Source organism: Acutalibacter sp., assembly GCF_056800975.1.
Genome location: NZ_JBQISV010000011.1, coordinates 24,729 through 39,103, shown reverse-complemented (window position 1 = coordinate 39,103; position 14,375 = coordinate 24,729). Strand labels below are relative to the sequence as shown.

10 protein-coding genes and 1 pseudogene are annotated in these 14,375 nt (G+C 59.4%); 4 read left to right on the top strand and 7 right to left on the bottom strand.

Translation table 11 applies throughout. The features are described 5' to 3' along the window. The coding region (locus tag ACTO5E_RS02495) for a ParA family protein (protein ID WP_482301298.1) at positions 1 to 111 on the bottom strand (111 nt) is incomplete at its 3' end. A gap of 206 nt (positions 112 to 317) precedes the next feature. Between ACTO5E_RS02495 and ACTO5E_RS02490 the strand changes: the two are divergent. Then, positions 318 to 485: pseudogene (locus tag ACTO5E_RS02490) on the top strand (tyrosine-type recombinase/integrase); the annotation flags it as partial. 424 nt (positions 486 to 909) lie between these two features. Here ACTO5E_RS02490 and ACTO5E_RS02485 read toward each other — a convergent pair. From ACTO5E_RS02485 to ACTO5E_RS02470, 4 genes are all read right to left on the bottom strand, one after another. After that, entirely contained in the window at positions 910 to 2,088 is a 1,179-nt protein-coding gene (locus tag ACTO5E_RS02485) for a Gfo/Idh/MocA family protein (RefSeq protein WP_482301294.1), read from the bottom strand. A gap of 109 nt (positions 2,089 to 2,197) precedes the next feature. After that, positions 2,198 to 3,025 carry a sugar phosphate isomerase/epimerase family protein gene (locus ACTO5E_RS02480; protein WP_482301292.1) on the bottom strand — a complete coding sequence of 276 codons (828 nt, stop codon included), beginning with the start codon at positions 3,023 to 3,025 and terminating at the stop codon, positions 2,198 to 2,200. 608 nt (positions 3,026 to 3,633) lie between these two features. Then, the gene (locus ACTO5E_RS02475; RefSeq protein ID WP_482301290.1) at positions 3,634 to 4,644 is read right to left on the bottom strand and encodes a dihydroorotate dehydrogenase; all 1,011 of its coding nucleotides are present in this window, start codon (positions 4,642 to 4,644) and stop codon (positions 3,634 to 3,636) included. Between the two features lie 24 nt (positions 4,645 to 4,668). Next, positions 4,669 to 5,745: a hypothetical protein gene (locus ACTO5E_RS02470; RefSeq protein ID WP_482301288.1), complete on the bottom strand. Its 1,077-nt coding sequence runs from the start codon at positions 5,743 to 5,745 to the stop codon at positions 4,669 to 4,671. A gap of 261 nt (positions 5,746 to 6,006) precedes the next feature. Between ACTO5E_RS02470 and ACTO5E_RS02465 the strand changes: the two genes are divergently transcribed. Continuing rightward, entirely contained in the window at positions 6,007 to 6,840 is an 834-nt protein-coding gene (locus tag ACTO5E_RS02465) for a TrmH family RNA methyltransferase (RefSeq protein ID WP_482301287.1), read from the top strand. Positions 6,841 to 7,185: 345 nt separating this feature from the next. Next, positions 7,186 to 8,937 (top strand): flagellar assembly protein A, encoded by a 1,752-nt coding sequence (locus ACTO5E_RS02460; protein WP_482301286.1) that lies wholly within the window; start codon positions 7,186 to 7,188, stop codon positions 8,935 to 8,937. A 186-nt stretch (positions 8,938 to 9,123) separates the two neighbouring features. On the opposite strand, the gene ACTO5E_RS02455 is transcribed toward ACTO5E_RS02460, so the two are convergent. Beyond that, complete coding sequence (locus ACTO5E_RS02455; protein ID WP_482301284.1) at positions 9,124 to 9,279, bottom strand: hypothetical protein; 156 nt, start codon at positions 9,277 to 9,279, stop codon at positions 9,124 to 9,126. A 338-nt stretch (positions 9,280 to 9,617) separates the two neighbouring features. After that, complete coding sequence (locus ACTO5E_RS02450; RefSeq protein WP_482301282.1) at positions 9,618 to 11,348, bottom strand: ABC transporter ATP-binding protein; 1,731 nt, start codon at positions 11,346 to 11,348, stop codon at positions 9,618 to 9,620. Positions 11,349 to 12,084: 736 nt separating this feature from the next. Between ACTO5E_RS02450 and ACTO5E_RS02445 the strand changes: the two genes are divergently transcribed. After that, positions 12,085 to 14,373, top strand: a complete 2,289-nt coding sequence (locus tag ACTO5E_RS02445; protein ID WP_482301281.1) for an ABC transporter substrate-binding protein — start codon at positions 12,085 to 12,087, stop codon at positions 14,371 to 14,373. Positions 14,374 to 14,375: the final 2 nt, after the last annotated feature.

Here is a 14,375-nt window from a genome sequence, read left to right as displayed (position 1 = left end):
CACCAGCAGGACGCGCTTGCCCTGGCGGGCTAGGCCAATGCCTAGGTTTACGGTGGTGACGGTCTTGCCAACCCCGCCCTTTTGGTTGCAGATTGCGATTACTTTGCTCATTGCTTTATCCCTTTCGTTTGATACCTAAGTAAATAATTTGGTTATTCACTTAATTCTATTTTTGTCCTTTATGTGACACGCCTCTTTTGAGCGCTGTCCCTTATGGCCTCCTTTCGCCTCTTTTTTCTTGGAAAAAGAATAAGGACAAATCCGAATCCCCTAGAAATTCCGGGGTTTTCTGATTTGTCCTTATTATGCCATAAGGGCACACGTTCACCAGCAACCTTCTCTCCTACGGCGCGGCTCCCAAGGATGTGCAGGAGCTGTTGGGACACTCGGATGTCAACACGACCATGAGCATCTACGCCCACGCCACCAGAGAGGCAAAGCGTTCCAGCGCAAGGCTTCTGGACAAGGTTGTGAGCAGCGGCTGACGAGGTTTTCCCTTAAATCTTCTCATAAGGGAAAAATCAAGGGAAAAGGGCAGGCGGGTAAACCTCAAATCCCTTGAAAACACTGGATTTCCGGGAGATAGAGATCCTGTTGATTGACAAACTCCGATTTTCAAGTGCGTTTACTATATTCTATTAGCTTTCCGGTTTAAAAGCGAACAGCCTGCTGCGTTCTGACCCCAAAGGGCAGAGCGCGGCAGGCTGTTGTGTATTGTCGGACTTTTGGCTCAGAAGTTAGAACTTGTACCAATAGGAGTTTGCACCTGCCTATTCGGCAAATTACACGGTTGACTGTGTTGCAAACCCTTGTCAATCGCCAGATTGCCTGCGGATTTGCGCCTTGTCAACCGTGCAATTTCCTCGAAAATCCCGGCACAAATCCTATTGGTACAAGTTCTTAAAGCGTTCAGAAGTCATAGTGGAACTCGCCCCACTCCGTCTCCTGGTGGTGGACAGCGGTGGAGCGGGACAGGGCCTCGATCTCGTCGGCCTGAATCTCCCGGCCCAGCTCGCTGGAAAGGAAGATGCCCTCGCTGACCAGCATGGTCTGCAGCGCCAGCCAGGCAGTGTCATACCGCTCCTCCAGCTCGCCGGAGAGATACCCGATCCAGCAGGTCTGGTCATTTTCCAGGAACCGGGTCTTGGGGTCCAGGAAGCCCTCGGTCATGGCGTTGGAGGCGGTTTTCAGGTCAATGTCCACATCGGCAAAGCCCCTGGTGGTCAGGAGCTTGAGATTGGGCAGGGAGCGGCCGTACACGTCCTCCTGGGTCAGCTTGAGGCCGCCCTTGCTGCCCACCAGAAACGCGGGCCCGAACTCGTCCATGTGGATGGCCCAGGACTCGATCACATCCAGAGTCAGGCCCTTTTCATAGGTGGCAAAGCCAACGCCCAGCTCCTCCACCTCCATGCCCGCGTCTGCGGCGGGGCCGCTGTTATAGGCCACCTCCTGGTAGGTGTGGCCGGTGACACGCTCCAGCTTTGGCGTGCCCAGAATGTACAGCAGCTGGGAGATGTGGTATACCCCCATGTCATACAGGGCCCCGTGCCCGGCCCAGCGCTTGGTGATAAAGTCCCGGGAGAAGGCCGGGGGAGGCACGTCCAGGCCGGGGCGCATTCTGCGGCGCAGGCCCACGGAGCGGGCGTGGTACACATGGCCCAGCTCTCCCGCCTCTACCATCTGCCGGGCCACCCGGCTCTGGGGCTGAAACATCATGTCCAGATGGATGGACAGCTCCTTGCCGGACTTTTTCGCCAGGTCGTACAGCAGCTTTGCGTCTGCGTAAGAGGCCGCCATGGGCTTTTCGCAGTAGCAGTGCTTCCCTGCTTTCAGCACCTCCAGGGACATGGGCACATGGAGGTTGTTGTGCAGGCACACGTCCACCGCGTCAATGTCGTCCCGCTTCAGCAGCTCCCGGTAGTCGGTGTAAAGGTCCTTGACCTGGTACCTTTCGCCCCAGGCTTCCAGCTTTTTCTTGTCGATATCGCAGGCGGCCACCACCTTCGCGTTGGGGATTTTCCCATACCGCTCCATGTGCTGGTGGGAGATTACGCCTGTACCGATCAGTGCAACTCTCACTTCTTTCATGATAAACACCTCTGATTCTGCGTGATGGAAAAGCATTTTTGTTTTATGACAAGGGATGCGGCGCGTGAGGCAGGGGAGAGGGGCTTTCTCCTGCTTGCGCCTGGGCCTGTCAGGAGTTGGGCAGCACCGATGGCGGGGCCAGCTTCCAGGAGCCGTCGTAGCTGAGGGGGGCCAGCACCCGGCGGGCCTGGGCCAGCTGGAAGGCCACATTGTTATACTCGTTGGTGGACTTGTGGCTCTCCACGCTCCAACAGCCGGAATACCCGGCCTCCCTCAGGGCGGGCAGCACCCGGTCGGCGTCCACGCAGTGCTCGTAGTTTATGTGAATGTGCATGGCCCGGCTGGCGAACCGGCGGTCGCAGGCGTCCTTTTCCTCCTCGCTGCCAAACCAGTTGCCCAGGTGCAGCAGCAGCCCGAAGTTGGGCCGGTCCACCCGCTGGAACAGGGCCTCGATCAGCTCCGGGTCCCAGGAGGCGCCCCAGTGGTTCTCGGGCCCCAGCTTTGCGCCGAATTTCGCCGCCTCGTCGCAATAGGCCTGGTACTTTTCCGCCACATAGGCAAGCTGCTCCTCTGTGGCCTTGTCCTCACGGACGCCCACGTCGATGCGGATGGTTTTGGCCCCCAGGGCTTTGCCGGCCTTGATGTACTCCCAGGCCCGGGCCTCGTTTTCCGCCCGCTCCTTGGGGTCGTTGTCCCAGATATGAGCCCGGTCGCAGCAGAAATTGACCACCTCAAGGCCCCGCTCGTCAATGCCCGCCTTGACCTTGGCCAGGTACTCCTCTTCAGTGGACGCCAGCATTCCGTTCCAGATGTCTGCGGTTTGCAGGTTGTAGCGGTAGCGGACTGTCTCAAGATAGCCGAAGATGTCGATGGCTCCGATATTTTTCAGGCCATGAAAGGAATAGGACATGACTGCGAAATTCTGAAATTCGTTCATGGTGCGCCTCCTTGGGGTTTATGTAGGGTCATGAATCAGTACATGACAGCCCCATTATACTGCTGTGTTTGACAAATTGCAAGCTGAAATTTCATAAATGTTGAAAAGTTTATTGGGATTCACACAAGTCTGCTATGCTGCTGAAAGACCTCTTAAAAAGTGTCCGCCTTGCGGCAAAGGACAAAGCTTTGGGAACGCCCTGCCCCAGGCCGCGAACCCACGAGAATGTGTGGTGTGAAGCCGGGGATGTTCTTGGGAAAAGGGTCCGGCTCTGGCCGCAGACCTCCTGGCCTGACGGGAGAAGTGGCGGCTAGGGTGTGCCTTCATAAGCTGGGAACAGGGATTCGGCAAGTTGCTTGCGGCTTTTATTACCTCTCATACTTCAAGAGCTTTCTACCCAGAGGATGGCATGAATCTGCCCAAGATGTCTCTGCTCGCTCAAAAGACCTGTGTCAACGGGGAGCTCACCCTAAAACAGCCGGAGAATCTCCTCGTTGGTTTTGACCAGCTTTTGAATGGCGTGGGCGGCAAGGCGGCAGCGTTCCTTGTCCCTAGGGCTTGTTTGAAAATAGAGGGAATGACGAATTTTTACCCAGAAGGGGTTCATTTCAAGGAAAAAAACGCAAGGCAATCTTCCGATTGGCGAGGATTTTTGACGCAGAAAGGGGCCCCTTCTGGGTAAAAAGACGGCCTTTCCGATTTTTCAAACAAGCCCTAAAGGCCTCTGCGGTAATGTTGAAACCAAAGCCCAGAGCTTCCAGCTCCTTCCACACCTGGCCGTTTCGGTCCAGCAGGGCAATCAGCCGGAGAATGTTGGGCAGGTCCGGGTTGTGCACATAGGCCCGGGCAATAAAGTCCCAGCCGTGCCCGGCGTTGGTGGCAAGGTTGCATATGTAGATGCACCAGTCCTCCCAGCTGTGGAAGGTCTCCGGGGTGAGGCCGTCATAGCGGCCACCCAGCAGGTCGTTGGCCCAGTTCCGGTAGGCGGCGGCCCCAAAGGTGACCCCGGGCTCCGCCTGGCTGCTCATGAGCATGGGCAGCTGTAGAATGGACTCCCGGTAAACCCGGGAGAGGTCGTGAATCACCGGCAGGCTGTCGATAAAAATAAAGCTGGCCCCGCCCTCCTCCAGGGCGCGGTGTGTCTCCTGCAGGCCGGAGGCTGTGCCGGCCTCCGGCGCGCCGCAGGTGGTGGTATAGGCCCCTCCCTCCCGGCTGTAGGCAAACAGAAGGGAATAGCTCTTGTCCTTTCCCTCGCCCTTTACAAGCACGGGCAGGCCTCGGTCTACAAAGTCCCGGATGCGCTGCTTCAGGCTCTCCGGGTTCCTGGTCCAGTCCTGAGAGGGCACATAGGAAAAGGCCAGGCCGATGCGGCCTAGGGTCCGGCGGAGAAACTCCCCGGTTTCGGCGCAGGCAGACACACAGTCATTATACTGGCCGTTGCCGCCGCCGTAGCACATGACAAAATCGTCGCCGCTGAGGCCCGCGAAAAAGCCGTAGGTGTAAAGGGTCCGGTCGCCGCCCAGGCACTCCATCAGCTTTTTCATGCAGGCCGAAAAGGTGAAGTTCTCCCCATGCTCCCAGGTGATGAAGGGGCTGAGGGCGATCCGGTTTGCATCCATATCAATGACCTCCTTTTGGGGGGACTATAGCTGTACGCTGAACAGGTAGATATTGCCCTCCTTGTCAAAGCCCTGGGGATAGACCTCGGCGGTCCAGTATTTTTCTGGGTAGGGTATGGCGGTATTCTGACCCAGGATGATATTGCGGGTCACATCGTACATGGCGTCGGAGTCAAAGCCCTCCTGCTGGTGCAGAGCGGTGTTGTCTCCGGCAAACACCGCACAGGCAAATTGCGACAGATAGGGCTGGCCGGGCTGCCGGTTGTCCTGGGGGGAGAAGTCCACACCCACAAAGCCCTGGGGCACAGGGGTATCCGGGGCCATAAAGCGGCCGTAGATATCGTGGCGGCGTTCCACGTCCACCCCTTTTCCCAGGTGGTGAAAGAGCACGGCGTCCTGGTCAAAGCCGCTGCGGTATGAGGTCAGACTGTCCAGAACGCCCACCACCTGGGCCAGGCCCTGGGGGTCCTCGGAAAAGTCCTTTTCCATGCCAATGAAGCGCACGGCGGGCAGCTGCTTGTATTCAAAGGACGCCAGCCGGAAGCCCTTCATCTGCTCTTGGACCAGGCCGGGCATGAAAAGCGTCCACTGAATGCCAGCGTCGCAGTCCTTGAGAAAATTCACATAGCCAAAGGCCTCCACGGTATCCGTACCAGTGGGGCCGGTGGGGCTTCCGGCAAAAAGCCTCAGCGCCTGGGGCTGGCGCAGGGCAGAGAAATCCTGGAAGACCTGGGACACAGCCTCTTTCAGATTTTCGGCATGGGTGCGGCCCTGCAGCTCGTCGTCAAACCGGTCCAATGCCTCAAACACCGGGGGATTCACCAGGCCGGAGGGCTTCAGCTGGGTCAACGCCTCCCGGAGAAGCTGATTTTGCTTTTGAAACCGGGCCGCAATGCCGGTCATGAACTGCGCCCGGTTCTCCTCCAGCTCCTGGGGGCTCCACGCTCCGGCGGTGGCGAGCCAGCTGGACACCTGGTCGAAGACATTGGGGTTGACCCCCCGGGCTTTCAGGGCCCACTGGGTGATCCGCCGGTATTTTTCCTCGTCTGTCCCTGTTTCGATTACACTGGGATCAAACCAAAAAAACGCAAACTCAGACAATTCTACTCCTCCTGTGTCGAAAGATTTTTGGGTATTATAGCGTATTTTGTAGAAGAAGTCAAGCGGTAAAGCGTGAAAGAAACAGGCGGCTGTTAGAACCACAAGGGGGGGCTTTTCCGGCTCTGCCAATGGCGGCCCAGGCCTTTTGCGCTGAATGGGCGGCTAGCTTGTCTTTTGTACTTGCGCCCCGCCCATGCTCCATGTAATTTGCCGTAGTGCTTGCACAAAGCGGGAAAATCGGTTATACTGAGAAGAAAACGGATGGTGATCGCTGTGAACGACCCCAATCTGATTGAAATAACCGACTTCGCCGCCCCGGAGCTGGACGTTTACGCCCGGCTGACCGAGAACCAGCTGGTGAACCGGGCCGACCCTGCCAACGCCCTGTTTATCGGCGAGAGCCCCCTGGTGATTGGCCGCGCTTTGGACGCAGGCTGCGAGCCGGTCTCCTTTTTAATGGAGAAAAAGCACGCCCTGCACAAGGGCCGGCCCCTGCTGGAACGGTGCGGGCCTGTGCCGGTGTTTGTGGCAGAGGAGACGGTGCTCTGCCAGCTCACGGGCTTTCACCTGACCCGGGGCATGCTGTGCGCCCTGCGGCGGCCCCCTCTGTCCCGGCCTGAGGTGGTCTGCCGGAACGCCCGGCGGGTGGCTGTGCTGGAAAATGTCATGAACCCCACCAACCTGGGGGCGATCTTCCGCTCTGCCGCTGCTTTGGGTGTGGACGGGGTTTTGCTGACCGCCCAGGGCAGCGACCCTCTCTACCGCCGGGCCCTGCGGGTGAGCATGGGGAATGTGTTTTTGGTGCCCTGGGCCTATCTGCCCCAGGAGGGGGACTGGACCGCCTTTTTGAGGGGCATGGGCTTTAAGACCGCGGCCCTGGCTTTGCGGGAGGACGCTTTGGACATTGGCGACCCCCGGCTGGGCCGGGAGGAGAAGCTGGCCATTGTTCTGGGCACTGAGGGGGACGGCCTGGCCCCCCAGACCATTGCCCGGTGCGACTACACGGTGCGCATCCCCATGTCCCATGGGGTGGACTCTCTGAACGTGGCGGCGGCCAGCGCGGTGGCTTTTTATCAGCTTGCGGCCACTGTCTGATTTGTAGAATTGGCACAGTGGAATCTTATAGAATGTAGCAATATTTTACATTTACAACGACTGCGCATCGTGCTATAATGTACGCAACGCTTATGCGCGGCATGTGCCCGAGCGACAAGCGCTCGACATTATCATATAATCATATAAATACGCATCGCTCTGCCTGCCTGTTCCCTGGCCAAAGGGGGGCCGGAGGCGGCTCAGGAGGGGAAGGGACCGGAAGCGCTCCTTCTTTGCCGGCCGCCGGGGTCTTCCTTTCCCAATACGGCGTTTGAAGGCTTGGAACGCCGGGGCTCAGGCAGGGGGCGGTTCTATCATACCAATAAATATGAAAGGCGGATCACTATGTCTATCCGAGAAAAAATAGCGGCCTTCCTTCTGGGGGGGCACGCAAGGCCAGAGCCCGACGCTCCCGAGGCTCCGTCCTCTCAGCCAGAGGAGCAGGCCCGCAACCCCGCCCCTTCCGCCGGCTTTTCCGCCTCCTTCCACAATGATACTACTGTGGAGCTGGAGGCCGGGCATCCGCTGTATCAGCTTCATGAGCTGCGGCGGGGGGAGTACGGCTACCTTCCCCAGCCCCGGCTGGTGCTGGACGAGGAGGGGGTCATGCCCGAGGAGGTGGCTCTGCGGGAGCTGAAAAGGGCCTCGAGCTTTTTAAAGGGGGTCTGCTCCGCCCGGCTGAAGGAGGTCAACGTGAAAAAAGGCGGCAAGAAGAAGGGGAAAAAGGATGAGGAGGAGCTGGAGGAGTTCCTGCCCCCCCTGGACGCGCAGCCCTGCTTCTTCCTCTCGGCGGATAAGCTGTATGCCTGGGTGCTGGTGCTGCCCCCTGTACGCCAGGGCTTGGAGCTCACCCGGGAGGACCTTCGGTGGGCCATGACGGACGAGGGCATTTTTTTTGGCATAGATGAGGCGTTGGTAGACCGGATTTCTCATGACGACAGGAAATACTTCTCCTTCTTCCTCATTGCCAGGGGCAAGCCCGCCTTTGACGGCAAAAACGGCAATATTGTAGAGCACTTCCCCCGGCAGGTGGAACGGGTGCTTGAGGTGAACGAGTTCAATCAGGTGGACTACGCGGCCCTGAACCTGATTCATAATGTGGACCAGGGGCAGGAGATTTGCCGGCTGATTCTTCCCACCGAGGGCGAGCCGGGCCGGACGGTGCTGGACGAGGAGATTCCGGCCAAGGAGGGCAAGGAGGCGCCCCTGCCCCAGGGCCGCAACACCGAGATCAGCGAGGATGGCCTCTCTTTGGTGGCCAGCATTGCCGGGCATGTGGAGTTTTCGGGCAAGGCCTTTCAGGTGAAGCCGGTGCTGGATATTCCTGGGGACGTGGATTTCTCCACCGGCGACATCAAGTTTTTGGGGGACGTGAATATTGAGGGCGACGTGCTCAGCGGCTTCTCGGTGCGGGCCATGGGAAATGTCAGCGTAAAGGGCGCGTTGGAGGCCGGCTGCTCGGTAGAGGCCGGCGGCGACCTGACTGTAGTCAAAGGTATTTTGGGGGACGGGGAGACTGTGGTGCGCTGCCAGAGAAGCCTTTTCTCCAAATATATTGAGAACGCCACCATCCAGGTGCGGGAGAACCTGCAGACCGACTGCATCATCAACGGCAACATTTACTGCGGCGGGGAGGTGCTGGTCAAGTCGGGCCGGGGGACTGTGATGGGCGGGACCATACGGGGGGCCAAGCGCGTGGCCGCCAATATCATCGGCTCTCCCTCTGAGTGCCGCAATGTGGTTATACTGGGGGGAGCCCCCTGCGACAGCTTTGAGCGGGAGCTGCTGGACCGGGAGATTCGAGGACTGCGGGAGGAGCTGGACCGGCTGGAAACCCAGCCCGAGAGCCGGGTGAAGGTGAGCCTGATCCAGAAGGCCCAGGCAAAGCTCTCTATGGCCGAGCTGAAGCGCAGGCATTTGGCGGAGGAGAAGGCGGAGGCGGACCCCGACCCCTACTCTTTGAACGCCGGGCGGCTGGAATGCGGAATTGCCTATGCGGGGACAGAGATCCGCTATGAGAACGAGGTGGTGCGCCTGCGCCATGAGACCCGGCAGTGCGTTGCCACAGTCATTGACCAGGAGCTGGTGATGATGTAGGCCGGCTGCTTTCTGCCGGTCGGTGTGTCGAGAGAAGCCTTTGGAGGGACCAGAGGCTTCTCTTTTGCTGTTATGGCTTTGGGGCTCTGTGAGACAGCCTGAGGGAAGGGCGGGGGGGGGAGAGAGGCAGATGAGAAACTCCCCCCTTTCCGTTTTGCCGGGAAGGGGGGAGTTTTAAAACAGACTCTAGAGCCCGTCCGCTAAGCCGTATACATCGTTTTCCTGCCCGGCCACGCCGCCCCACTGAATGGGCTGGTCAAATTCCAGGCAGAGGATGGTGTCCAGGGGGTCCCGGGAGGGGATGGGAACCTGCACATGGAGGCGTCCGTCCGCCTCTGTCACCGAGAAGTCCTGGGTAGTCAGGCCGCGCGCGCCGGTGAGCCTGCCCGGGGTGGGCAGGTCCAGCTCGTCCTGCTCCCACTCGGTAATATGCAGGTAGACCTGATTCCCCCGGTAAGCGGCGGGAGGGCCCGGTTGGAATGGTACTGTAGGGGGGCGTTCCCGTCTGTGTTGCTACAGGTGCTTTGCCAGTTTTGCAGGCTGAAAATTTTGACTGGAAGCTGGAAAAATAGGCACCTGCATCTCCGTTCACAGCTTATGGCGAACACATCTTAGCAAAAAGGCCGGGCAAATGCCGGCCTTTTCTGAAAGCGTCTATATTTTTGGCTCCTGCGGCCTGCCTACAGGTCGGCCGCCTGATAGAGCCGGGCGTATACCCCGTTTTTGGCTATCAGCTCCTGGTGGGAGCCCTCCTCGCAGATGCCCTGCTCGTCCAGCACCAGAATGCGCCCGGCCTCCCGCACGGTAGAGAGCCGGTGGGCAATGACCAGCGTGGTGCGCCGCCGGGCCAGCTGCTCTAAGGAACGCTGCACCAGCTTTTCGCTGTGGGCGTCCAGCGCGCTGGTGGCCTCGTCAAAAATCAGCACCGGCGGGTCCTTCAGGAACACCCGGGCAATGGAGAGCCTTTGCTGCTGGCCCCCGGACAGCCGCACGCCGTGGGGGCCCACGTCCGCGTCATAGCCCCCGGGGAGCTGCTGGATAAAGTCATGGGCCCCGGCCTGCTTGGCTGCGGCAATAATCTCCGCCCGGCTGGCCCCCGGGCGGCCATAGGCAATGTTCTCCGCCACGGTGCCGGTGAACAGATACACGTCCTGCTGCACAATGCCCACGTTTCTGCGCAGGCCCTTTAAGGTCAGCTTCTCCACCGGTACGCCGTCCAGCAGAATCTGTCCCTTCTGGGGCTCGTAGAACCGGGGGATGAGGGAGCTGAGGGTGGTCTTACCCACGCCGGAGGCCCCCACCAGGGCCACATACTCCCCGGCCTCTATGGTCAGGCTCAGGCCCCGGAGCACCGCGTCCTCGCCGCCATAGCGGAAGTCTACCTGCCGGAACTCCACCCGGCCCTTCACCTGCTCGGGCTCCCGGGCGTCCGGGCAGTCCTGTACGGCGGGCTCGGTTTCCATCAGCTCCTGGTAGCGCCGGAAGCTGGCGCGGCCCTCCTGCAGCAGCCGGCTGGTGTTCACCAGGCTCTGCACCGGCCCGGTGAAGTAGCCGATGTACAGCAGAAACGCCAGCAGGTCGGGCAGGCTCATAGCGCCCCGCAGAATGGCCAGCCCGCCGAAGGCCACCACCGCAATGGGAATCAGCGCGGCGAAGGCGTCCATGCCGCAGTAAAGCTGGCATTGGCTCAGGTAGTCCACCCGGCGGTTTTCCAGAAAACGCTGGTTTCGGCGGGAGAACTTCTCCTCCTCCACCGCCTCGTTGGCAAAGGACTGCACCACCCGGATGCCCGAGAGGGAGTCCTCGGCCTGGGCGTTGATGCTGCCCATACTCTCCTTTGCCTGCTCCATAGCGGCCCCCATTTTTTTGTTGAAATGCAGGGTATAGGCAGTCATAAAGGGGAGAAAGGCCAGAATGACCAGGGTGGTCTGCCAGTGGATGGTGAGAAGAATGGCCATGGCCCCCAAAAACTGGATTCCGTTGAGCAGAAGGTCCTCGGGCACATGGTGAAAGAACTCCGCCAGGGACAGGGTGTCGCTGGTAATGCGGGACATAAGGCTGCCCACAGTGTGGGTGTCGTAAAAAGAGAAGGGCAGCTGTTGACAGTGGCGGAACATCTGGGCGCGCATATCCCGCTCGATTTTGGCCCCCAGATAGTGTCCCTGATAGTCGTAAAAGTAGGTGCACCCGGCCCGAAGCCCTACCAGCGCGGCCAGGCCTGCCCCTACCCACAGCACCTCTGCGGCCCGGGCGAAGCCGCCGGTCAAAAGGCTGTCGGCAATGCAGCGCACGCCCAGGGGCAGAAGAAGGGCGGTCGCCGAGGCGATGGCAGCGGCCAGCAGGTCGGCGAAAAACAGGCCCCGGTAGGGGCGGTAGAACGAGATTAGCTGCTTGAATGATTTCTTACTCAAAATTTTGCTCCTCCTTGAAAGTGCGGGAGGACCAGTGGTCAGACGCCTGCGGCCCTCCCGAAGAATGCGGCGGTTCTGACAGTGCGGACTTTCATATGTTATCGTTCCTTTCTTTATTGGATTCAGGCAAAAGCTGCCTGCGGCCATTATACCAGAGGGCCTCTGGCTTTTCAACCTCCTTTTTTGGGAGGAAGGCCGGGGGCTTATCCTTATATATAAGGAGAGAGCGGCGGCGCCCTTGCGGCGATTGACCTTATAAATTGCAGCCTCCGGCCTGCAGAGAGCGTCAGAGGCCGCTATATTGTCTGTGGGGGCTTTTGACGCGCTGCCGCAGCAGCGGGGGGAAGCCGGAAAAATGAATGCTTTGTGACAATTCATGCAGGAATTGGTCTTCCATCCTTCACGCATGGAAAAGTGCACAAAATTGCGAGGGGGTTTTTGTTATTTGAGGCTTTGTCTCTCAAATCGGGGGATTGCAACAGAAAAAACTTGACACATGGTAGCGCACAGCGTATAATTAAATACAAGATATCGTGCATTTTCCCAAGAAGAATCATAGCGCGGCCTGCCGCTGCGCCGGAAAATTGCAGGAATCCAATCGAAAAAATGCGTGAATGGAAAGAAATTCATATCCTGTTTTTAAAGTGTTCATTTCTGTCATTCCATCCGGTTGCGCGCGGCGGGCAATGGGCCCGCCGCATCAACATATATTTATTTTCAGAAAGGACGAGTAACCATGAACAAGACGATGAAGCGTGCCTTGGCTGTGCTGCTGGCCGCGCTCATGCTGGTGTCTGTGCTGGCTGCCTGCGGCGGCGACAGCGGCAGCTCCACCCCCAGCAGCGAGGCGGGTTCCAGCTCTGAGGCTTCCTCTGAGGACGCCAGCTCTGAGGAGAGCGGCGACGACGACGCCAGCGAGCCCGAGGAGGGGGAGACCGGCGCCTGGGCGCCTCCCTCCATCGAGAGCGAGGATTACGACGAGGTTTCTGAGTATTATTACAACTATACTCTGGGCGAGTTCTATGAGGCCTACAAGGAGGCCACCAGCGAGGTGCTGGACGTAAACAAGCGCTACGCCATGGAGGCTGTGGGCGAGGCCAAGCTTCTGGAGGCCGGCGTGATGCAGCCCACCACCGCCAACGGCGGCCAGTATGCCATCGGCCGCATCGCTCCCGGCTCTACCACCACCAACGGCTGGGGCTCTGACAACGAGCGCTATCAGTACTCCATTGTCACCAAGGAGCTTCTGAAGGCCGAGGACCGTGACGCGCTGAAGGACCTGCTGAATGAGAAGCGGGGCACCGGCGAGTACCGCAAGGCGGCTATTGAGTATCTCACCGGCAAGGGCTACACCATGAAGGACAGCTACACCACCACCTTCACCAAGCTGCCCACCACCTGGGACATGATGGCCACCAGCAAGGCTGCCGACACCGTGCCTGTTCTGGGCCAGCTGGACAGCCTGCTGTTCTTCGACGGCGAGAACCGGGAGATTCCCGCTCTGGCCGAGAGCTATGAGATGTCTGAGGACGGCCTGACCTACACCTTCCACATCCGCAAGGGTGTGAAGTGGGTGGACTCTCAGGGCCGTGAGATTGCCGACGTGATTGCCGACGACTGGGTTGCCGGCCTGCAGCATGTGTGCGACTCCGGCTCTGGCCTGGACGTGCTGTTCAACGGCGTGATCGTGGGCATTGAAGACTATGTCTCCGGCGACGAGCCCGACTTCTCCAAGGTGGGCATTGAGGCCACGGACGACTACACTCTGGTCTACCACCTGCAGAAGCCCGTGCCCTACTTCACCTCCATGCTCCACTATGGCCTGTCTCTGCCCCTGTGCCGCAGCTACTATACCTCTCAGGGCGGTCAGTTCGGCGAAGAATACGACACCGAGGCAACTACCTATCTCTATGGCTCTGACCCGGACCACATTGCCTACTGCGGTCCCTTCCTGGTCACCAGCGCGGTGGAGAACAACGTGATCGAGTACAAGGCCAACCCCACCTACTGGGATGCTGAGAATGTCACCCTGAAGAGCATGCGCCGGGTGTTCAACGACGGCAGCGACGTGACCAAGAACTACAACGACCTGCAGGCCGAGGTCACCGACCAGTGCGGCCTTAGCACCGCCACCCTGGAGCTGGCCAAGAAGGACAAGATTGCCGGCGACGACGCCACCATCTTCGACAACTATGCCTATGTCACCTCTACCGGCGCTACTTCCTATCAGAACTTCTTCAACGTGAACCGTGTGCTGTGGCACAATGACCGCAACGAGAACGAGGCTGTCTCTCCCCAGACCGAGGAGGACGCTGCCCGTACTCATATCGCTATGAACAACTCCCACTTCCGTCTGGCTCTGGCCATGTCTGTTGACCGCGTCACTTGGAACGCCCAGTCTGTGGGCGACGACCTGGCCGCTTTGAGCCTGCGCAACAGCTACACCCCCGCCACCTTCGTCTCTCTCACCGAGGACACCACCATTGAGATCAACGGCGAGGAAGTGACCTTCCCGGCGGGCACCGACTACGGCGCCATCATGCAGGCTCAGCTGGATGCGGACGGCGTGAAGATCACCGTCTACAAAGAGGACCCCTCTGCTGAGAACGGCAAGGGCACCGGCGACGGCTTTGACGGCTGGTACAATGTGGAGAACGCCAACGAGCAGCTGGATATCGCCATTGCCGAGCTGGCTACCGCGGGCGTGACCGTGGACGAAAGCAACCCCATTCAGGTGGACCTGCCCTACGACGCCTCCACCAGCACCCGCACCAACAGGGCTCAGGCTTACAAGCAGAGCGTGGAAGCGGCTCTGGGCGGCAAGGTCATCGTCAACCTGGTGAAGTGCGAGAGCACAGAGATCTGGTACTGGACCGGTTATGACCCGGAGCGCGGCTATCAGATGAACTATGACGCTTTCGACCTGTCCGGTTGGTCTCCCGACTTTATGGATCCCTGCTCTTACATTGACACCATGCTGCCTGACTACAACGGCTACATGACCAAGTGTCTGGGTCTGTTCTAAAA

Excerpts from the sequence above, each read along its gene's own strand:
- ACTO5E_RS02485 (WP_482301294.1), bottom strand. The coding sequence starts at position 2,088 with ATGAAAGAAGTGAGAGTTGCACTGATCGGTACAGGCGTAATCTCCCAC.
- ACTO5E_RS02480 (WP_482301292.1), bottom strand. The coding sequence starts at position 3,025 with ATGAACGAATTTCAGAATTTCGCAGTCATGTCCTATTCCTTTCATGGC.
- ACTO5E_RS02475 (WP_482301290.1), bottom strand. The coding sequence starts at position 4,644 with ATGGATGCAAACCGGATCGCCCTCAGCCCCTTCATCACCTGGGAGCAT.
- ACTO5E_RS02465 (WP_482301287.1), top strand. The coding sequence starts at position 6,007 with ATGGTGATCGCTGTGAACGACCCCAATCTGATTGAAATAACCGACTTC.
- ACTO5E_RS02460 (WP_482301286.1), top strand. The coding sequence starts at position 7,186 with ATGTCTATCCGAGAAAAAATAGCGGCCTTCCTTCTGGGGGGGCACGCA.
- ACTO5E_RS02445 (WP_482301281.1), top strand. The coding sequence starts at position 12,085 with ATGAACAAGACGATGAAGCGTGCCTTGGCTGTGCTGCTGGCCGCGCTC.